Annotated in this window: 18 protein-coding genes; 14 read left to right on the plus strand and 4 right to left on the minus strand. The window is 52.3% G+C overall.

Annotated features, from left to right (window positions below; all coding sequences use genetic code 11):
* Positions 1–85: 85 nt before the first annotated feature.
* The 9 genes from eda (at position 86) to FLS37_RS06860 (ending at position 9550) form a co-directional block, all read left to right on the plus strand.
* A complete protein-coding gene (eda, locus tag FLS37_RS06820; RefSeq protein ID WP_198314516.1) occupies positions 86–709 on the plus strand; it encodes a bifunctional 4-hydroxy-2-oxoglutarate aldolase/2-dehydro-3-deoxy-phosphogluconate aldolase in 624 nt (207 codons plus the stop codon).
* Between the two features lie 177 nt (positions 710–886).
* On the plus strand, positions 887–1891 hold the full coding sequence (gene gap, locus FLS37_RS06825; protein ID WP_157315267.1) for a type I glyceraldehyde-3-phosphate dehydrogenase: 1005 nt from the start codon (positions 887–889) through the stop codon (positions 1889–1891).
* Positions 1892–2183: 292 nt separating this feature from the next.
* The gene (locus tag FLS37_RS06830) at positions 2184–3152 is read left to right on the plus strand and encodes a porin (RefSeq protein WP_157315269.1); all 969 of its coding nucleotides are present in this window, start codon (positions 2184–2186) and stop codon (positions 3150–3152) included.
* Positions 3153–3353: 201 nt separating this feature from the next.
* A complete protein-coding gene (locus FLS37_RS06835) occupies positions 3354–4493 on the plus strand; it encodes a porin (RefSeq protein ID WP_157315271.1) in 1140 nt (379 codons plus the stop codon).
* Between the two features lie 177 nt (positions 4494–4670).
* Positions 4671–5771 carry a chorismate synthase gene (gene aroC, locus FLS37_RS06840; RefSeq protein ID WP_157315273.1) on the plus strand — a complete coding sequence of 367 codons (1101 nt, stop codon included), beginning with the start codon at positions 4671–4673 and terminating at the stop codon, positions 5769–5771.
* Positions 5771–6475: a DUF4136 domain-containing protein gene (locus tag FLS37_RS06845; RefSeq protein WP_157315275.1), complete on the plus strand. Its 705-nt coding sequence runs from the start codon at positions 5771–5773 to the stop codon at positions 6473–6475. Before aroC ends, FLS37_RS06845 begins: the two co-directional genes overlap by 1 nt.
* Positions 6476–6498: 23 nt before the next feature.
* Complete coding sequence (gene hpnD / locus FLS37_RS06850) at positions 6499–7335, plus strand: presqualene diphosphate synthase HpnD (protein WP_157315278.1); 837 nt, start codon at positions 6499–6501, stop codon at positions 7333–7335.
* 4 nt (positions 7336–7339) lie between these two features.
* Positions 7340–8716 (plus strand): hydroxysqualene dehydroxylase HpnE, encoded by a 1377-nt coding sequence (gene hpnE / locus FLS37_RS06855; protein WP_157315280.1) that lies wholly within the window; start codon positions 7340–7342, stop codon positions 8714–8716.
* A gap of 78 nt (positions 8717–8794) precedes the next feature.
* Positions 8795–9550 (plus strand): SDR family NAD(P)-dependent oxidoreductase, encoded by a 756-nt coding sequence (locus FLS37_RS06860; protein ID WP_157315282.1) that lies wholly within the window; start codon positions 8795–8797, stop codon positions 9548–9550.
* Positions 9551–9875: 325 nt separating this feature from the next.
* Here the strand turns inward: FLS37_RS06860 and ccoG are convergent, their stop codons facing one another.
* A complete protein-coding gene (gene ccoG, locus FLS37_RS06865) occupies positions 9876–11297 on the minus strand; it encodes a cytochrome c oxidase accessory protein CcoG (RefSeq protein WP_157315284.1) in 1422 nt (473 codons plus the stop codon).
* 168 nt (positions 11298–11465) lie between these two features.
* On the opposite strand from ccoG, the gene FLS37_RS06870 reads away from it, so the two are divergent.
* Positions 11466–12875, plus strand: a complete 1410-nt coding sequence (locus FLS37_RS06870; RefSeq protein ID WP_157315287.1) for a PLP-dependent aminotransferase family protein — start codon at positions 11466–11468, stop codon at positions 12873–12875.
* Positions 12876–12909: 34 nt separating this feature from the next.
* On the opposite strand, the gene FLS37_RS06875 is transcribed toward FLS37_RS06870, so the two are convergent.
* Together FLS37_RS06875 and FLS37_RS06880 are read right to left on the minus strand one after the other, a co-directional pair.
* Positions 12910–13230 carry a hypothetical protein gene (locus FLS37_RS06875; protein ID WP_198314517.1) on the minus strand — a complete coding sequence of 107 codons (321 nt, stop codon included), beginning with the start codon at positions 13228–13230 and terminating at the stop codon, positions 12910–12912.
* Positions 13231–13389: 159 nt separating this feature from the next.
* Positions 13390–13761, minus strand: a complete 372-nt coding sequence (locus FLS37_RS06880) for a hypothetical protein (protein ID WP_198314518.1) — start codon at positions 13759–13761, stop codon at positions 13390–13392.
* A gap of 240 nt (positions 13762–14001) precedes the next feature.
* Here FLS37_RS06880 and FLS37_RS06885 point away from each other — a divergent pair, with 240 nt between their 5' ends.
* Entirely contained in the window at positions 14002–14817 is an 816-nt protein-coding gene (locus FLS37_RS06885; protein ID WP_157315289.1) for a class III extradiol ring-cleavage dioxygenase, read from the plus strand.
* Positions 14818–14969: 152 nt separating this feature from the next.
* Here FLS37_RS06885 and FLS37_RS06890 read toward each other — a convergent pair whose 3' ends face one another.
* Positions 14970–15143 carry a hypothetical protein gene (locus FLS37_RS06890; protein ID WP_157315291.1) on the minus strand — a complete coding sequence of 58 codons (174 nt, stop codon included), beginning with the start codon at positions 15141–15143 and terminating at the stop codon, positions 14970–14972.
* Positions 15144–15357: 214 nt separating this feature from the next.
* Between FLS37_RS06890 and FLS37_RS06895 the strand changes: the two genes are divergently transcribed.
* From FLS37_RS06895 to FLS37_RS06905, 3 genes are all read left to right on the plus strand, one after another.
* Positions 15358–17337, plus strand: a complete 1980-nt coding sequence (locus FLS37_RS06895; protein ID WP_157315293.1) for an ATP-dependent DNA helicase — start codon at positions 15358–15360, stop codon at positions 17335–17337.
* A 19-nt stretch (positions 17338–17356) separates the two neighbouring features.
* Positions 17357–18412, plus strand: a complete 1056-nt coding sequence (gene mltG, locus FLS37_RS06900) for an endolytic transglycosylase MltG (RefSeq protein ID WP_232522523.1) — start codon at positions 17357–17359, stop codon at positions 18410–18412.
* Positions 18413–18532: 120 nt separating this feature from the next.
* Positions 18533–20782, plus strand: a complete 2250-nt coding sequence (locus FLS37_RS06905) for a PhoX family phosphatase (protein WP_157315295.1) — start codon at positions 18533–18535, stop codon at positions 20780–20782.
* The last annotated feature ends 75 nt before the right edge of the window (positions 20783–20857 follow it).

Raw genomic sequence — 20857 nt, forward strand, 5'->3', positions numbered from 1 at the left:
GTGAGGAGATGCGTTAGCCGGTTTGAAACCTTTGCTGACCTCGATAAAAATAGAAGGCTGCAATCTAATAAGACGGAAAATTCTCATGCAGATTCGTGACATCATGCGCTCTTGCACTGTTATGCCAGTGTTGGTGATTGAAAACGTAGAACACGCTGTGCCTTTGGCAAAAGCTCTGGTTGAAGGCGGCATTCGTGTACTGGAAGTGACATTGCGCACTGATGCGGCGCTCGCTGCAGTGAAAGCCATTGCGGAAAACGTGCCCGGCGCGATTGTTGGTGTGGGCACGGTTGTTCGTCCTGAGCAATTTGCTCAGGCCAAAGAAGCGGGTGCGGTATTTGCCGTGACTCCTGGCTTGACGCCAAAGCTAGCTGCTGCAGCGCGTGAGTGCGGCATTGCCTTGCTGCCTGGTGTGATGACCCCATCCGAAGCAATTGCGGCATTGGAAGAAGGCTTTGACGCAATGAAATTGTTCCCGGCTGAACAAGCTGGCAGCCTGGCTATGCTTAAAGCTTTGGGTGGCCCACTGCCGCAAATTCTGTTCTGTCCAACGGGCGGTGTTAGCGTTGAGTCGGCGCCAAAACTCTTGGCATTGCCAAATGTTGGTTGCGTGGGTGGTTCATGGTTGGCACCAAAAGAGATGGTTGCCAATGGTGACTGGGCTGGCATCACTGCCTTGGCCCGTGAAGCTGCAGGATTGCGTGCTTGATTAGCAGTTAATTAAAATCGGGCTATACGCCCGATTTGTTTTTCGGGGCGGCTTGTGCCGCCCCCATTTTGTTTTTCTAAGTTGTTTTTGTCATGGCGCAAAGGCAAGTGGGCATCAAATGGTGCATGCTTGAGTGTCCCGATTTGTTCGATTCCTTAGATTGTTTGGAGATGATGTATGGCTATCAAAGTTGGTATTAATGGTTTTGGCCGTATCGGTCGTATGGTTTTTCGTGCTGCGGTTTATGACTTTGCAGATGATATTGAAATCGTAGGCATTAATGACTTGCTCGAGCCCGACTACCTTGCTTACATGCTCAAGCATGACTCGGTGCATGGCAAATTCAAGGGTCAAGTTGCGATTGAAAACGGTAATTTGGTTGTAAATGGCAAAACGATTCGTCTGACTGCGGTGAAAGACCCGGCTGAACTGAAATGGGGCGAAATCGGCGCTGACGTTGTTGTTGAGTCAACTGGCCTGTTCCTGACCAAAGAGACTTGCGAAAAGCATATTGCCGCTGGCGCGAAAAAAGTCATCATGTCTGCGCCATCAAAAGATGACACCCCAATGTTTGTTTACGGTGTCAACAATGACACTTATGCAGGTCAGGCAATTATTTCCAATGCGTCTTGTACCACTAACTGCCTGGCACCAATTGCCAAAGTCATTAATGACAACTTCGGCATCAAACGCGGTCTGATGACGACTGTCCACGCTGCGACTGCGACGCAGAAAACAGTTGACGGCCCATCAAACAAAGACTGGCGCGGTGGTCGTGGTATTCTGGAAAACATCATTCCTTCATCAACCGGCGCAGCGAAAGCGGTTGGTGTGGTTATTCCTGAAATCAAAGGCAAGCTGACTGGCATGGCTTTCCGTGTGCCAACATCTGATGTTTCAGTCGTTGATTTAACGGTAGAGCTTAATAAAGAAGCATCTTACGAAGAAATCTGCGCAGCAATGAAAGCGGCCTCTGAAGGTACGATGAAGGGTGTGTTGGGTTACACCACAGAGAAAGTGGTTTCAACCGACTTCCGTGGTGAAGCATGCACTTCGACTTTTGATGCTGATGCAGGTATTGCTTTGGACCAAACCTTTGTCAAACTGGTTGCCTGGTATGACAACGAGTGGGGCTATTCAAGCAAAGTACTGGAAATGGTGCGTGTAATGGCAGGCAAATAAGCCTCCTGTTTCAAGCCCTGCAAGCCGGTCGGCCAAGTCGACCGGCTTTTTTTGTGCCTCAAAGATTTGTTTGTAGTAGGTCTGTACTGCTCAAGGCCTTGCAGGTCTTGATCCCCTCCGATTTGAGTGTTGCTCCTAGGCTACACCATCGAGTGAAAAAGGTAATTGCTTTTGCCTTGCCGGGGGATATTCCGTAATCTTGAGTCTGTAAAGCAGTGGCCCCACTACAAAAAGAGGCCCTCTGTTACGGTGGTTTAAAATAACTTAACTCTCTTTTTTTGGAGAATATTTAATGTTCAAGCGCGCTCTTATGGTTGCTGCAGTAGCAGCAGCAGTTTCAGCTCCAACTTTCGCTGAAGTTTCAATCAGTGGTTCTGCAGAAATGGGCTTTATGGTTGTTGATCCAAAAAATGGTGACGCAACTCAAGAATTCGACCGTGCATTCCTGTTGAACTTTGACGGTTCAGACAAACTGGATTCAGGCAGCAAATTCATTTGGCGTGTTTCTCAAAAAGTAACTTCAATCGAAGGTACCAACTGGGGTACTCGTGAAGCGTACGCTGGTTTGACTGGTGACTGGGGTACTTTCAAATACGGTAAACAATTCCTGAATAGCTACCTGACTCTGGACTGGCCTTACGGTATCAACGGTAACTGGCAGTTGGCTGAGCGTACTTGGGGTCCAGCTGGTCACGCTGGTAAATTGACAGCACTGATCTATGGCAATACTTCAGTAAACTACACTTCACCTGATTTCGGTGGCTTTAGCTTCGGCGTTCAACACGGTTGGGACGTTAACAAAGCCACGCAAACTGGTAAAGTTGGTGACTCTAACGTAACTGATTTGTCTGCAAACTTCAGTTTCGGTGGTGTTAACCTGAACGCTGGTTACTTGTTCGGTAACGACGTAACTGCTAAAGGTTCTAAAGAAAACCAATACTTCATCGGTGCTAACACGTCATTCGGTGATTTGGGTGTTCGTGCAGTTTACAATGCACAAAGCACTAAATCTGCTAAAGGCGTGACTAAAGATTCTCACGACTGGTTGTTGGGCGCGAACTACAGCTTGGGTAAAGGCACTATCAAGGCTTCTATCCACCAGTTCGACGGCGATGACTTCGGTAGCGCAGGTCGCATCAGTGCTTTGGCTTACCACCATGGGCTGTCTAAAAACACTGAAGGCTACGCTCGTATCCAGAACCGTAACAAAAACGCTGGCGACATGAACGTGTTCCTGGTAGGTATGTGGCACGGTTTCTAATCTGACCTGTTCAGCTTAGATATTGCATTTCAAAAAAGCGGCCTCGGCCGCTTTTTTGTTTTTTTTATTTATTCAATTGCTTAGTGCTCGATGTAATAATTTTGTCACTGTTATGACATCGTTTATTAACAATGAGTTTATACAATGGCTGCGATGTGAAAGTTCACAGAAACAGATTATTTTAAACTCGGAGTTAAAGAAATGAACAAATTGATTGCTGCTGCAGTTGCTGCTGCTTTTATTGCCCCTGCTGTAATGGCCGATGTTGATTTGGGTCCTGTGAAAATTTACGGCAGTCTGCGCACTGCAGTAGAAGTTGCCAGCGTGTCACCTTTGAAAGGGACTGCTCTGACTGATATTACTGACGATCAAACCCGCCTAGCAGATCAAGGTTCACGCTTTGGTGTTAAAGGCGAGTGGAAGATCAGTGATGATTTGAAAGCGATTGGTCAAGTTGAATCACGTTTTTATGTTGGTGATAGCGGAGAGAAGAAATCGGCTTCAGCGACATTTGGCACGCGAAATACTTTCATTGGTTTGAATAGCAACAAAGCGGGTAAGTTTTTGGCAGGTCGGCATGATAATGCTTATAAAAATCTTAAGAAAGCCGCATACGGCGTATTTGATGACAACCTGAACGATACAACTGATCTGACTGGTAAAGATTCAATTATCGGCCGCATGGGGGGGCGTGAAGGTGACATCGTTCATTACGAAACACCAAATCTTGCAGGCTTTAATGCGCAATTGAGCTACAATTTCGGCAAAGTAGGCGAAGTTCAAGCTCCTCAGCTTTCACTAATGGCCGCATACTCTAGCCAATTCTTTGATGTGGGTGTTGGTTATGCACAGTTGAGCGATGCATCATATGATTTGACTGGTGTGAAGCTGTCAAGCAAATCAGATAAAACTGGTAGTCAAGGTAATGAATCTGCCGATGCATTCACCGTGGGCGCTACTGCTAAATTCTCAGGCGTAAAAGTAAGCGCTGTATGGGAAAAAATGAATAGCGAATACACTATTGCCCCAGCCGCCAAGGTTGACCAAGAGCAAAATACTTATGGTTTTGGTGTGGCGTATGGTATGGGCGATTGGAACTTCCACGCTAACTATGCAATCGCTGATGAAGCAGAGCAGAATGGTAAAAAAGTTGCCGATTCTGGTGCCAAACAGTTTGGTCTGGGTGCGTCATACAAATTGCATAAACAAGTTCGTGTGATTGCGACATACACTAAAATCGATAACGATGCTAAAGCTAACTCAACCACAGGTTCTGGTTTTGCTTTGAGCAAAGGCTCTGACGCCAGCATTATCGCAATCGGTCTGCGTGGTGATTTCTAAGCTGTAAAGATTGCTACGCTTGAAACCACCGGATTTGATAACCGCCAATCTCAATTGAGATTGGCGGTTTTTTTTATTTCGGCGGCTAGTAATCAATTATGGCTGGCTCCGCGTTGTGGGCTCTGGCGTGGTAAAATCGCCCACATTCAGAATTAAAACAGACTCTTGGAGTGCACCATGTCGGGCAATAGTTTGGGCTTGTTGTTTACTGTAACTTCATTTGGCGAAAGCCACGGTGCTGGCATTGGCTGCATCGTCGATGGTTGCCCTCCGGGAATGGAATTGTCATTAGAAGACATCCAGCTCGAACTTGATCGCCGCAAGCCCGGTACCAGCCGTCATGTTACGCAGCGTAAAGAGCCCGATACTGTCGAAATTTTGTCTGGTATTTATGAAGGCAAAACTACCGGCACACCGATTGCGCTGTTGATTCGCAACCAAGACCAACGCAGCCAAGACTACGGCAAAATCGTCGATACCTTCCGCCCGGGTCATGCCGATTACACTTACTGGCATAAATACGGCATCCGCGATCCACGCGGTGGCGGCCGCTCTTCCGCGCGTGAAACCGCCGTGCGCGTTGCGGCTGGTGCGATTGCTAAGAAATGGTTACGCGAAAAGTTCGGCATTGTAATTCGCGGTTATATGAGCAAATTGGGCGAGATTGATATCCCATTCCAAAGCTGGGATCACGTGAGCGAGAATGCCTTTTTTGCGCCAAATGCCGAGATTGTGCCGCAGCTCGAAGACTATATGGATGCGATTCGCAAAGAGCGCGATTCGGTTGGTGCGCAAATTTCAGTGGTGGCTGAGAATGTGCCTGTTGGTTGGGGTGAGCCTGTGTACGATAGGCTCGACGCCGAAATCGCGTACGCGATGATGAATATCAATGCGGTGAAAGGCGTTGAAATTGGCGCAGGCTTTACCAGCGTTGCGCAGCGCGGCTCTGTGCATTGCGATGAGTTGACGCCAAATGGCTTTGCCACCAATCATGCTGGTGGTATTTTGGGGGGTATATCGACAGGGCAGGCGATTACAGTGAACTTGGCGGTTAAACCCACCTCCAGTATTGCTCAAGAGCGCCAGTCAATCGACAAAATGGGCAATTCGGTCATGATGGCCACCACAGGCCGCCATGACCCTTGCGTAGGCATTCGCGCAACGCCGATTGCTGAAGCGATGCTGGCCTTGGTGTTGATTGATCATGCCTTGCGTCACCGCGCGCAGTGCGGTGATGTGGTGGTGAATACGCCGAAAATCCCGGGCAGTATCACCTGATGTCGGCGCGCGCACTGTTGACGATATTTGTGCTGGCCGTGCTGGCGGGCTGTGCCAGCCCGTCGTTTGTGGCCACCGTGTCGGTGCGCCATCAATTACCCGCAGGCGTGTTGAAGGCTTCGGCTCCTGCTGCATCCGGTGCCGCTGCAGTCGCCGCCGCGATGGCCCGGCCCAAAGCTTTTGCGTTTGAGCGCAGCGCCTCGCAAACGCAAAGTCTGGCCTATCAGCAATATGAGACCGAGCTAGCGCAACATCTGGTTGAGCAAGGCCTGATCTGGCAGCGAGACCCGAAAGCGGCCGATTGGCTGGTGCGGTTTGATTACCAGATCGACGATGGCAAGAATAAATCGTACCAGCAACCAATCTGGGGCACGATAGGCTACTCGGTCAGCTATCGGCGCGTGATCAGCGGCGGCAGTGTGGTGTTTATCCCGCGCTATTACCCGGAAACCGGCATCGTCGGCACGCAAACGGTGAATGAAACCATTTATACCCGCGAAGTATTTGTCGATATTCTGGATCGTAAAACGCTGGATAAAGGTGAATTTGCCAAGCTCTACGAAGGCCGGGTGCGCAATCGTAGCCAGAATGATGAGCTCGATGCCGCCGTACCGTGGCTGATTCGCAGTCTGTTTAAACCCTTTCCAGGCCCTTCGGGCGTGAGCCGTGAAGTGCGCATGCCAATGACGACGCCAACTCCTTAATTCATTTCGACCCGAGACGTCCTGTGACACCAGATCAATATTGCGAAGACAAAGCCGCCAAAAGTGGCTCGAGTTTTTATTACAGCTTTCGCTTTTTAAGCCCAGAAAAACGCATCGCGATTACCGCCTTGTATGCCTTCTGTCGTGAAGTCGACGACGTCGTCGACGAATGCACCGACGAAGGCGTGGCGCGCACGACGCTGAACTGGTGGCGTAATGAAGTCGATCAGATGTACGCTGGCGCGCCGCAGCATCCGGTCACGCAATCTCTGCTGCCCGCAGTCAAAGCCTACGATTTACCGCGCGAGCTGTTTTTGGAAATCATCGACGGCATGGAGATGGATCTGAATCAAGCGCGCTACAACAGCTTTAAAGATCTGCACCTGTATTGCTACCGCGTTGCCAGCGTTGTCGGCCAATTGGCCGCCAGCATTTTTGGCTACACCGATCGCAAAACGCTGAAATACGCGCACGATTTGGGCATCGCATTTCAGCTGACCAATATCATTCGTGACGTCGGCGAAGACGCGCGCCGTGGCCGCATTTATTTGCCGGTGGACGAGTTGCAACGCTTTAACGTGCCAGCGGCTGATATTCTGAGTTACCGCGAAACGGCCGAATTTAAAGCGTTGATGAATTTCCAGATCGATCGTGCCGAGCAATATTACGAGCAGGCGATGAAATTGCTGCCCGAAGTCGATAAGAAAAACCAGCGTACAGGCCTGGTGATGGCGGCGATTTACCGCGCCACTTTGGCCGAGATTCGCTTGGAAGGCGCGCAGAAAGTCCTCAACCAGCGCACCTCACTCACACCAATCCGTAAATTGTGGCTGGCGTGGAAAACATGGTGGTTTGCCTAAGCCAATGACTGCTTTAAATCTAGGCCGTAAACGCGTCGCCATCATCGGGGGCGGCTACGCTGGCATGGCTGCTGCGGTTGAGCTAGCGGCGGCTGGTGTGCAAGTGACTGTTTTCGAAGCTGGCAAAGTGCTCGGTGGCCGTGCTCGGCGGGTTGAGCGCGCTTCACTGTCGTCGCATAACACTAGCAACAAACCTGCGGCGCTCGACAATGGCCAGCATTTGGTCATCGGTGCATACAGCGAATTACTGCGCTTGATGCGCGTGTGTGGCGTCGATCTGGAAGCTGCGTTTTTGCGCCAGCCGATGCGACTCCAAGTTGAACCCGACTTTCTACTCGAATGCCCGCGCTTACCTGCGCCGCTGCATTTGGCCGTCGGCTTATTCCGCGCCAAAGGCCTTAATTGGGGCGAGCGCTGGGCGCTGATCCGTGCGATTCAAGTCGCGAAATGGCGTGGCTGGCGGCTGAAAAAAGATGTCACCGTCGCAGAGTGGCTGCAGCTACAACACCAGCCTGCAACGTTGATCAGCCGCTTCTGGGCGCCGCTAACTTTGGCTGCGCTCAATACGCCGCTGGAACTGGCGAGCGCACAAGTGCTGCTGAATGTATTGCGCGACAGCCTGGGCGGCCGCCGTGCGGCATCTGATTTAATGCTGCCTAAACTTGATTTTACTGATTTATTTCCTGCGCCTGCAGCCGAATTCGTCAAGGCTAATGGTGGGTATATTCAGCTAGGTCAACGTGTAAAAAGTGTTCATGGCAATACAGGTGGGTGGTGTATTGATGGTGGCGAACAATATTTTGACGCCGTCATTATCGCAACCGCGCCGCACCAAGCGGCCAAACTGTTGGCTGATTCCAATCAGGCCAGCGAGTTAGCGCAGCAACTCGCCGCCTGGCCTTACCAGCCGATTGTCACCGTGTATTTGCAGTACGAAGCCGATGTAAAGCTGAGCCAGCCTATGCTGGGGCTTTCCGATGCGATCTCGCAATGGGTGTTTGATCGTGGCGTGACGCACGCGTGCCCAGGCTTGATTGCCGTGGTGATCTCAGCGCAGGGCCTGCACAGCGGGCTAAGCCACGATGAGCTGGCCTTGGCGGTGCAGCAGGAATTACACGAGCGCTTGGACCTGCCTGATCTGGTTTTGCAACAACAGGTGATCACCGAAAAACGCGCGACGTTTGCGTGTACGCCTGATTTAGTTCGCCCCGATAATCGCACCGAGATTGCGGGTCTGTATCTGGCGGGCGATTACACCGCAGGTCTGGCGTCGATGAATGCCAATGGTTTTGAGGATGCGCGCGGCGAATATCCGGCGACGCTGGAAGGCGCGGTGCGCAGCGGTGTTAAAGCTGCGCGCGCAGTGTTGAAAGATTTTTAGGGTATTGCTCTGTGGATCAATTGGCAATTGGCCTGTGTGGCAATACCTTGCTATGTATATTTAAACTTGGATCTCATCATGGAAAGCTGGAAAAACTATCAGGCGCAGGCCAAATCAATGCAAGACCGTGTGATTTTGGTGACCGGCGCAGGGCAGGGCATCGGCGCGATGGCGGCGGTTGAGCTGGCCAAACTGGGCGCGACGGTGATTTTGCTCGGTCGCAATGAAAAGAAACTCAGCCGTACTTACGACGCGATTGAATCGGTCGGTGGGCCGCAACCGGCTGCCGTGCCGATGGATCTGGCCAAAGCGGGCGAGACCGAGCTGACGCAGCTGGGCGTGTTGATTCAGAAAGAATTTGGCCGCCTTGACGGCATTCTGCATTGTGCGAATGGCTTTAATCATTTGTCGCCACTGACCATGCAAAAGCTCGACGAATGGGTGGATATGTTCCGCGTCAATGTCGCCGCACCATTTGCGATGACTCGCACGCTATTGCCGCTGCTGCAAGCTGCACCCGACGCAGCCGTGCTGGTGATCGGTGAAAGCCACGCGTTTGAGCCTAAAGCGTACTGGGGCGGCTTTAGCGTGACCAAAGCAGGTCAGCATAATTGGGTGCAAATTGCCGCATCAGAATGGGATAAATTTGCCAATCTGCGCATCAATCATCTGGTGCCCGGCCCGATCCAATCGCCATTCCGTTTGGCTACGCATCCGGCTGAGTCAAAAGACAGCTTGCCGGAAACCAGCGCCATCATGCCGGCTATTCTGTACTGGCTGGGGCAGGCCAGTCAGGGGCAAAGCGGTCAGACTTTGTTCTTTAGTGCAAAGTAAAAAATACCATGCAATTTTTAGCGCAGGACGATGAACTTTCCGCCGCGTATTCCCTCTGAGCTAGGGTAAGTTTGTGATTGATCTCCAAGCTTAAGTACTCTGCCGAAAGGCTGTGGTGCAACGCAAGTGTGTAGTTTGTTTCATCTCTCCCTGTAGTTACTAGCCCCGCCTCGCGCGGGGCGTTTTTTTGAGTTTCCCGCCTTGAGCGGGGTGTTTTTTTTCAGTTTCCCCGCTCTGAGTGGGGCGTTTTTGAGTTTCCCGCCTTGAGCGGGGTGTTTTTTTTCAGTTTCCCCGCTCTGAGTGGGGCGTTTTTTAGTCTCCCGCTTTACCGGCCAAAAAACGTCGCAGCTTCATGAATCTGTACTGCGGCATCATCCCGCGCCCGGATGCTAAATTGAATCGGATTTGCGCCAGCCTTGGCGTGGCTGGCTGCGGTGCGAACGCGCACGACAAATTCCTTGCTTTCTGTTCCTGCCAATTGCAAGGCTTCATTCCGGTTAATTTCGGTGCTGATGCCATCCAGCCCCGTGGCGGTCAGCATAAATTCGCGTGGGTGCTCGGCGGTATTTTGCAGCCGAACACGATACACGTTTTCCAGCTCGCCACTCGCCAGCTCGCGTAGCAGCGTATTGCGCTCGCGGACAATTTCGGCCTTGATCGGCTGGTGGTGTTGCAATGAATAGGCGCTGATGGCCATCACCGCCAGCAGCATCACGCTAAACAGTGCTAGTTGCGGGCGGCGTAAATGGGGCCACCAGCGTGTCTGGTGAGCCGGATTCTCCAACTGATTGGCCGTGGTGTAGCGGATCAGCCCACGCGGATAACCCACCTGATCCATCACCTGATCACAGGCATCAATACAGGCGGTACAGCCGATGCATTCGTATTGCAAACCATCGCGAATATCAATGCCAACGGGGCAGACCTGCACGCACATCGTGCACGACACGCATTCACCCAGCCCCTGCAATTGGTAATTGCTGCCAATTCCACGCGCGCCGCGTGGTTCGCCGCGATTGCTGTCGTAGCTGATGATCAGCGTGTCTTTATCAAACATCGTGCTTTGAAAGCGCGAATACGGGCACATATGCTGGCACACTTGCTCGCGCAACCAACCTGCGTTGCCATAGGTTGCAAGGCCATAAAACAAAATCCAGAACGTATCCCACGGCCCCATGTTTAATGTCGCCAAGCCGCTTTGGAGTTCGGCCATTGGCGTGAAATAGGCGACGAAGGTCAGCCCTGTGAATAAAGACAGCGTAATCCAGATAGTGTGTTTCAGCGTTTTGATGCCGATCTTGCGAGCGGAAAGTGGCGCTTGATCGAGCTTGATCCGCGCCGATCGATCGCCCTCGGTCCATTTTTCTATCCACAAAAAAATCTCGGTATATACCGTTTGTGGACAGGCATAACCACACCATAGCCGCCCGCCAATCGCCGTCCAGACAAACAGCCCAAACGCCGACACCAGCAGCAGCGCCATCAGGTAGATAAAATCTTGCGGCAGGAACACGAGGCCAAAAATATAAAATTTGCTGTTAGCGATATCGAATAGCAGCGCTTGGCGGCCGTTGATCTCTAGCCACGGTACGCCGTAAAAAAACAATTGCGTTACAACAACGAAGAAAATCCGCCAATTATTAAAGTAACCCGTCACCCAGCGCGGGTAGATTTTTTTATGCGAGTGAAAATGGATAATTTGCGCGTCGCTACTGGACGACGCTGAGTTGGGCGTTGAGCTATTCATTGCGCAGACCTGGCCGAGGGTGGACTGAAATACCGTCGAGTATGCGATACTGCGCAAAGGCAGAACAGAATCAGAAAACGAATCAAATACCGGATCAGATTGATCAATACAGAAGGTTTGTTATGAAACGCTACGAAGGTCTGTTATGAAACGCTACGAAGGTCTGTTATGAAACGCTATGAAGCGCTCGCCGAGCTGATCGCCGCCGATATTCGCAATGGTACGATACCGGCAGGCAGCAAATTGCCGTCGGTCCGCAAATTGCGCGCGCAACATCAGGTCAGCGCGTCAACGGTGTTTGAGGCCTATCACCGCCTGGAAGATCGCGGTCTGGTTCGCGCTCGCGAGCGCTCTGGTTATTTTGCGCTCGGTATCAAGCACGATGTGTTTGCCATGCCCAAGGCCAGCAGCGCCACGCCGCAACCGGCGCAAGTCGATATCAGCCAGTTAATTTTCAGCATCCTAGGCGCGGTGCAAGATCGCAATATTCTGCCGCTGGGCTCGGCTTTTCCTTCACCGAAACATTTCCCCTTACCACGCTTGGCCAAATCTTTGGCTAGCACCGCTCGCTTTATCGACCCGTGGGAAACCGTCGCCAGCCTGCCGCCCGGGCACTTGGCGCTACGCCAGCAAATTGCGCTGCGCTATTTGGGCTTGGGCATACCGCAAGCGCCGGAGAATATCATCATTACCAATGGCGCGCTCGAAGCGCTTAACCTTTGCCTCGCCGCCGTTGCGCAGCCCGGTGATTTAATCGCGATTGAATCGCCCGGCTTTTACGCGCCGCTGCAAGCGATTGAACGGCTGAAAATGCGCGCGCTCGAAATCCCTGTTTGTGCCAAAGAAGGGCTGGATTTAGACTCGCTGGAGGCGCTGCTGGCGCAACACCCGGTCAAAGCCTGCTGGTTTATGACCTCATTTCAAAACCCGATGGGCGTGAGCCTAAGCGAAGAAAAAAAGCAGCGGCTGGTGCACATGCTCAGTGCGCGGCAAATTCCGCTGATCGAAGACGATGTGTATGGCGAGCTGTACTTTGGCACGCGCCAGCCGCTGCCAGCCAAAGCGTTTGATACGCAGGGCTGGGTAATGCATTGCAGCTCGTTTTCCAAAAGCCTCGCGCCCGGCTATCGCATCGGCTGGGTTTCGCCAGGCCGCTTTGCACGGCAAGTGGAGCAACTGAAATTAATGACGACGCTATCGGCCAGCGTCCCTGCGCAAGTGGCGATTGCCGACTACCTGCAAACCGGCGCGTACGATAAACACCTGCGCAAACTGCGCCACACGCTGGAATCGCAGCTGGTGCTGATGCTGGACGCGATCCGCCGCCATTTCCCATCCACCGTGCGCGTCTCGTGCCCTAGCGGCGGCTATTTTGTCTGGTTGGAATTTCCGAGCGGCTTTGACACGCTGCGCCTACACCGCCAAGCCGCCGAACAAGGCATTAGCATCGCCCCCGGCCCGATCTTTTCCGCCAGCCGCCAATTTCAAAACTGCATGCGGCTGAATTTTGGCGGGCAGTGGAATGAAGATTTTGAAGAGGCAATGAAGACTTTGGGCCACTTGATTGCGGAGCAGTAGGCGGCTAGCGACCCAATGCGGACATATAGATAGTTTAGTTAATTTGCTTTATCCAATCAGTAAACCACTCTACCGGCATTGAAATTAAATCCAAATATAATTTTTTCAATTGCTCTATAGGATATGTATTTACAAGAAATAAATCCCATTGTGTATCTATTTCAGCAAGAATGGGGAGTAATTTTTCAATCTCCTCGGTGGCATCAATATCAATATATTGGCACCAAAATCTATCACACCTCTCGGCTATTTGTTTATGTGAAAATGGAGAACGAGCTGGGTTTTCACCCCACCAAAGCATTTTTAAAACAGACTCTCTAGTGAATGGCAACTCTGTAGGCGAAATAATATCCATAGGGATTCCAAGTTTAAATATTTCAACCGTTTATGGCTGCTAGCTGACTTGAGCTGCTGCACTCGACCCAAAGCTGTCAAGGGTGTGAAACGCGGAGCGTTGCGCATCATTTCCTTGTTCTATCCCGCGTGCGCACGGCGTACCCACAAGGCTACAAAGCTAAGATTTGAATTCTCCATTAATGGGAGCGCTACAACGTATAAATGAATATCCATTTTGGATGTTGTTTAGAATTGCCTGAATTGACCATTCAAGCTCATCCTGATTGCAGGTGTATTCTTTGATTGTTCCGTATTTATTGTATTGAGAAATATTAAAACCATCTTCAATATCATTAAACCATATCACTAAATTTCCAATAATACCGACTACCCAAAAGCCACCGCCCATCTCGCCATAAGGCGACTGACTCCATTTCTCTGGTGTTATTTTTAGCAACTCCCACACCCGACATTGCTCTGCATTCATTCGGGCTTCAGATGCCAAAATCATATCCCATAATTCAATGTCACTAAGAGGTTTCCACTCCACTTCATTACCCCTAAATACTCTCTGTTTTTCCACTGCTTTTTGAAAAAAATAGTTCCGCTCTTGGCCGACTCCAGCCGTCTGCCTAGTTTACCGTATTCGTCGCTTCGAGCACTTGTTGCTTGCCCAACGCGTTGTAGCTGCGCCCAAAGCATTCAGCCATTTTGCACAACAGCATCAAAACTCTTCGCCGCACACTATCTGGCTTGCTCGTATCATTTTACAAACGATACGGAGCTTCTTATGCGCAAATTTCGCAGTTTATTTATTAGTCATGGCGCGCCATCGACGGTGATTGATGATATCCCGGCGCGCCATTTTCTGGAGCAATTGGGCCAAACCATGCCGCGCCCGCGCGCGATTGTGCTGATCTCGGCGCACAATATCGCCCGCAAAACCGTGGTGGGCACGGCGGTGCAATGGCAGGAGTGGCATGATTTTGGCGGCTTTGCGCCCGAGCTGTACCAGATGCAATATCGTCCGAGCGGTGCACCCGAGCTGGCGCTGCAGATTGCCCAAGCTTTGGTGGCAGACGGGCAAGATGTGGCGATTAGCGATGATACTGCGCTCGATCATGGTGCTTGGGTGCCGCTCAAACTGATCTACCCACAAGCCGATGTGCCGCTGGTGACGATTTCGCTGTCGCATACGATGGACAACGCTGCACATTGGGCGCTGGGCGAAAGGCTAGGACAAATTTTACCTGACGATGTGTTGCTGATGACATCGGGCAGCATTACGCACAATCTACGTGATGCATTTAGTCGGATGCAAAATGCGGTGGGTGAATATACGGTAGAGCAGTATGCGTCTGAATTCATTGCTGATAGCTACCTAGCACTCAATACCCAGGGTAAGGCCTTCTGGCTTGACTGGCAAAATCGGCTGCGCCATGCGCATCGTGCGCATCCAACACCCGAGCATTTTCTGCCGCTACTGATCGCCCGCGCGGCGGCAGGGATGGAGGGTGAAGCACCTAGCGTCACGCCGCTGCACCAGAGTATTGAATTAGGCGTGCTGGGGATGGATGTGATTGGTTTGAATTGGGGCCCGCATTGAAATTCGCAGTGAAGTATTGCGCGATGTCGTTTTGATTGGCTCATGGTTCTGTCTTCTAAATAGAACATTCAGGCAATGCTAAGTTCACCCGCACTTTATGCGTAACAACAAAAAGCCCACGTCTTTGCGTGGGCTTTAAAGCTGAAGAAGCATCACTTATTTCGATTTACAATTTTCAACACAATATAACCAAATAAGGCCAAGCCTATAATACGGCCAATTGAACCCGCAGTATCAACAGCCGTACCGTTTTCGGCTGCGGCCATGCTGAAGGCTGAAACCATAGCCAAACAGCTTGCAAGTGCGATTTGTTGTAACTTGTTCATTACTTTTCCTTAAGTTGAATTAGGGTTTTTAACTTACTCCAAACTATCAGAAGTAAGGAGAAAATAACTGAGCCAGGTATGTTAATGCAACATTCATTTAGCGCATTTGCTGGCGCAGCTTCTCGTCTTCGGTGCGCAAATCCCTGTGGGATTTTCACACCCTACAATTGGCTGGCTGCTACAATCGCCGTCTGAATTTTTTGCGGCGCGTGCCATGACTCTTGAAGAAGCCTTTGCCAACGATGGCCCGTTTTCTGTGGCTTTTCCCGGCTATAAATTGCGCCAGCCGCAGCTGGAAATGGCGCAGGCGGTGGCCAAGGCGATTGACGGGCACGGCCAGCTGATTGCCGAGGCGGGGACGGGCACAGGCAAGACTTTTGCCTATCTGGTGCCCGCCTTGCTCTCGGGCGGTAAAACCATTGTGTCAACCGGGACGAAAACGCTGCAGGATCAGCTATTTAAGCGCGATATTCCCAGCGTGCGCGATGTGCTGAAAGTGCCGGTGACGGTGGCGCTACTGAAAGGGCGTTCCAACTACGTTTGCCACTATCACCTCGAGCGCGCCGAGCATGAAGGCCGCTTTATGCGCCGCGAGGACGTCGTCGATCTGCAAAAGGTCAAACGCTACGCGGCCAGCACGCAATCTGGCGATAAGGCGCAATGCCAAGGCGTGCCGGAAGATGCGCCGATCTGGTCGCATGTGACCAGTACGCGCGATAATTGCCTGGGGCAGGATTGCCCGAGCCACAAAGAATGCTTCGTCCTTAAAGCGCGGCGCGAGGCACAGGAAGCTGATGTGGTGGTGGTGAATCACCATCTGTTTTTTGCCGACGTCTGGCTGCGTGACGAAGGCGCGGGTGAATTGCTGCCCGCCTGCAATACAGTGATTTTTGACGAGGCACACCAGCTGCCCGAAGTGGCCAGCCTGTTTTTTGGCGATACGCTGACTAGCGGTCAGGTGGTCGAAATCGCCCGCGATGCCCGCGCCGAAGCGCTGGTGGTGGCGAAAGATTTTATCGAATTACCCAATGCCGCCGAGGCGCTGGAAAAAGCCGCCAAAGACGTACGCCTCGTTTTCAAAGAGCAATTACGCCTACCACAGCATGAATTGAAAGAGCGCTTTGGCGAGTTTTTCACCCAGTTAGCGGTGATGCAGGACAAACTGAAAACCGTTGCGCAATTGCTGGCCAAGCAGGCCGAGCGTGCCGAAGGGCTGGAAAAATGCCAGCAGCGCGCCAGTGAAATGCTCACCTTGCTCGACCATTGGCTGGAAGAAGACAGCAAGGAAACCGTGCATTGGATCGACGTGACGCAACACAGCTTTTTGCTGCACGTGACGCCACTGAATATCGCCGATCTATTCCAAAAACAAATCAATATGAACCCGCGCGCGTGGATTTTCGCTTCGGCGACGCTGGCAGTGAATAATCAATTTACGCATTTCCAGCACGAACTGGGCTTATGGAAAGCCGAGACGGCAACGTGGGATAGCCCCTTCGATTACAAGCAGCAGGCGGTACTGTATGTGCCGCAAGACATGCCCAATCCAAATACGCCGGGCTATACCCATGCCGTCGTTGAAAAAGCGTGGCCGCTATTGCAATCGACGCAAGGCCATGCGTTTTTGCTGTTTACCAGCCTGAAAGCGATGCGCGAGGCGCATGAGCTGGTGCTGGAAAAACTCAAAGAGGCCAATCTGGATTGGCCGGTGTTTTTGCAAGGCACCACCTCGAGGACGGAATTATTGGAGCAATTCCGCCGTGCGCCAAACGCAATTCTGGTCGCCAGCCAGACGTTCTGGGAGGGTATCGACGTGCGCGGCGAGCAATTGTCGCTCGTCGTGATCGACAAGCTACCGTTTTCGCCGCCCGATGATCCGGTGCTCTCGGCCAGAATGGAGCAGATCACCAAGGCCGGGCGCAGCCCGTTTATGGATTATCAATTGCCCAATGCGACGATTACGCTCAAGCAGGGCGCGGGGCGGCTGATTCGTGATGAAACTGATATTGGGATCTTGATGATTGCGGATACGCGCTTAGTCGAGAAACAATACGGCAAAATGATCTGGAAGAGTCTGCCGCCGATGTTTCGCTCGCGCGAATTGGCCAATGTGCAGAAATTTTATGCCGTCAAGCAGGCGGAAAAACTGCAGCAGCGCAGCAGCGAGCAGGCCGCTGATAGCGTAACTGATTAAATCAATCTGGATGTAGAAAGTGGCGACCAAACCCCCCGCAAAGCGCAAACCATCGGTAAAACCATCCACAAAACCGGCCCCGTCAACCTGGGGGCGGCTACTGGGCTTTGCCCTGCTGATCCTGACGGTGAGCGTGGCAGCGGCCGGATTCTGGTTTTACAGCTGGGCCAGCGAGCCGCAAGCCAAACCTGCCGCGGGTGCCGTGGTGCTGCAGGCGGGCAGCGTGCAAGCTTTGGCGAATCAGCTCAAAGAGCAGGGCGCGATTGATTCGCCCACCTTGTTTGTCTGGCTCGCCCGCATCAGCGGCAAGGATACGCAGCTTAAAGCCGGGCGCTATCGCATTAGCGCCGATATTTCGCCGTGGGTTTTATTGCGCAAGCTCGCCAAAGGTGACACCGACGAGTTAATGGTGACGATTGTCGAGGGCTGGAATTGGCGCGATGTGCGCCGTGCGCTAAATACGCATCCGCAGCTGAAACATGATAGCGCCAAGCTCAGCGACGCCGAAATTCTGGCGCAACTGGGTATTACGGCCAGCTCGCCCGAGGGGCTGTTTTTTCCGGAAACATATCAGATCGAGGCGGGCAGCTCGGATTTGAAACTGCTGGCGCGCGCTCACCGCCTGCTGCAAAAAAAACTGGATGAAGCGTGGGCGGCACGCAAAGAAGGCTTGCCGCTGCAAGATCCCTACGAGGTTTTGATACTGGCCTCCTTGGTGGAAAAAGAAACCGGCCGCGCCAGTGACAGGCCGCTGGTGGCGGGTGTATTTATCAACCGACTCAAGCTGGGCATGCGCCTGCAGACTGATCCGGCCGTCGTCTATGGCGTAGGCGAGGCGTTTGACGGCGATATCACCAAAGCGCATCTGCGCACCGATACGCCGTATAACACTTACACGCGCCATGGCCTAACACCAACGCCGATTGCCATGGTGGGCGAAGCCGCCCTGCGCGCAGCGGTGCAACCAGCAGATACCTCTGCCCTGTATTTCGTTGCGCGCGGCGATGGATCTAGCCAATTTTCGAATACCCTCGATGAACATAATGCAGCAGTGAGGAAGTATTTGCGGCGCTAAATGCTGGAACTGTTCACGGTTCAGAATGGCTGGCGCTCATCAAATCGTAATATTTTTGACGATTTCCTGTCACATTCCGGCTTTAGAGTAGCGCTTTTTTACCGCCAAGGCATAAAGCGCATGTCCAAGTCTAATGATTTCAATGATGAAAACTCTAACCACTCGGCCAATCCGACGTTTGACACCATTCTGGAGCAGCGTTTAAACCGCCGTGGTTTTCTGGGAATGAGTTTGTCTGGTGCTGCGGTATTGGCTAGCACCGGTTTGGGTTTAACCGCCTGTTCGTCAGGTGAGAGCGTTAGTAATTCGCTGACTACGCCAGCGCCATCTAGCAGCCCATCGCCCACGCCCGCAACGCCACTCAATCCGATTATGGCTAGCCTGGGCTTTGCCGCGGTGGCCAAGAGCACGCTGGACAAAGTGGTGATCCCGGCGGGTTACAGCTACCAGATTATCTACGCGCTGGGTGATCCGCTGACGGCCAACACCGCCGCGTTCAAAAATGACGGCACGGATGGCGACTTTGAAAATCGTGCTGGCGACCATCACGATGGCATGGAATATTTTGGTCTTGATAGTGCTGGCAAGCCATCTGCAACCGCCTCAGATCGCGCCTTGCTGGCGATGAATCATGAAGCGACGACGGATGAAATCAAATCGTCGTTCTTCCTGTTCGGCAATGGCGGCACCAGCACCCTGCCACGTCCTGCCGCTGAAGTGGACAAAGAAGTCGCGATCCACGGTTTGTCGGTGGTTGAAATCAAGGCGAGCAATCGCAAATGGGCTACGGTCCAAGCCTCAAACTTCAACCGCCGTGTTACGCCATTGACCGAAGTAGAAATCGCCGGTCCTGCGCGCGGCAATGCCTTGCTCAAAACCAAATATTCGCCAGATGGGACAAAAACCCGCGGCACGATCAACAACTGCGGTACTGGCAAGTCACCTTGGGGTACTTTCCTGTCGGGTGAAGAAAACTGGTCTGGTTACTTCTTCCGCCTAGCCACCGATGATGCCGCACGCAATGATAAGAGCGTTGTGGCCATGAAACGTTATGGCCGCAATGCAGGTGCTGCATCGCGCCACGGCTGGGAAACGGGCGGCAGTGAAGACAAATACGCCCGTTGGAATATCAGCAAACTGGGTACATCAGCCGATGGCAGCGATGACTACCGCAACGAGATGAATGGTCAAGGCTATATCATCGAGATGGATGCCTACGATAAAACCAAATCACTGAAAAAACGCACGGCACTGGGCCGCTTTGCCCATGAAAGCGCCGCATTCGGTATTGCTGTTGTTGGTAAACCGCTGACTGTGTATCTGGGCGATGACTCGCGCAATGAATACATGTACAAATTTGTTTCCAAAGCGCTGTGGTCTGCCGCAGACGCCAATCCGGCTGACCGCATGGCAACCGGTGACAAATATCTGAACGAAGGCACGCTGTACGTGGCCAAATTCAACGCCGATGGCACGGGCGAATGGATCGAGTTGTCGCTGAATAACCCATTGATCAAAAACTACACCGCGTACACTTTTGCTGATCAGGCTGACATTTGTGTCAACACCCGCCTGGCAGGCGATGCGGTGGGTGCCACGAAGATGGACAGGCCAGAGTGGGGTGGCGTGCATCCGGTGACGGGTGAGTACTACCAGACACTAACGAACAACAGTAATCGTGATGTCAATGCGGCTTCTGGCTCGAAGCTAGTGCCTGACAGCGCCAACCCACGTGCTTATGCCGACGTTGACGGCAAAAAAGGTACGGGTAACCCGAACGGCCATATTCTGCGTACCAAAGAAGGCGCAACCGTGGGTGCATTTAGCTGGGATGTGTATGTGTTTGCCGCCGAAGCCGATGCCGACAAAGCCATGATCAATCTGTCTAACCTGACTGATGATCAGGATATGTCATCACCTGATGGCCTGGTGTTTAGCCCTAGTACTGGTATTTGCTGGATTCAGACCGATGACGGCGCCTATACCGACGTGACCAACTGCATGATGCTGGCCGCGATTCCTGGCAAAGTGGGCGACGGCGCGAATAAAACGCTCAGCTACACCAAAGCTGATGGCAGCAAGCTGGATGTGGCGACCAAAGTCGGTGCCGCACCTGCCGCAGACAAATTGAAACGCTTCCTGGTTGGCCCGAAAGATTGCGAGATCACGGGTTTCTGCGAAACACCAGACGGCAAGGCCATCTTTATCAATATTCAGCATCCGGGTGAAACGACCAAGATGGCCGATATTGCTGACCCGAGCAAGTACACTAGCCAGTGGCCAAGCAATGCCGGTTACGGTGCAGGCAAACGCCCGCGCTCGGCAACGATTGTCATCACCAAGGACGACGGTGGCCGTATTGGTTCCTGATTTTCGGTGATGGTAGGACAATAAAAAAACCTCAAGCATGCTTGAGGTTTTTTTATGGGGTATTGCCTTGAAGGC

It is taken from the genome of Chitinibacter sp. GC72 (genome assembly GCF_009760905.1).
Lineage (GTDB): Bacteria > Pseudomonadota > Gammaproteobacteria > Burkholderiales > Chitinibacteraceae > Chitinibacter.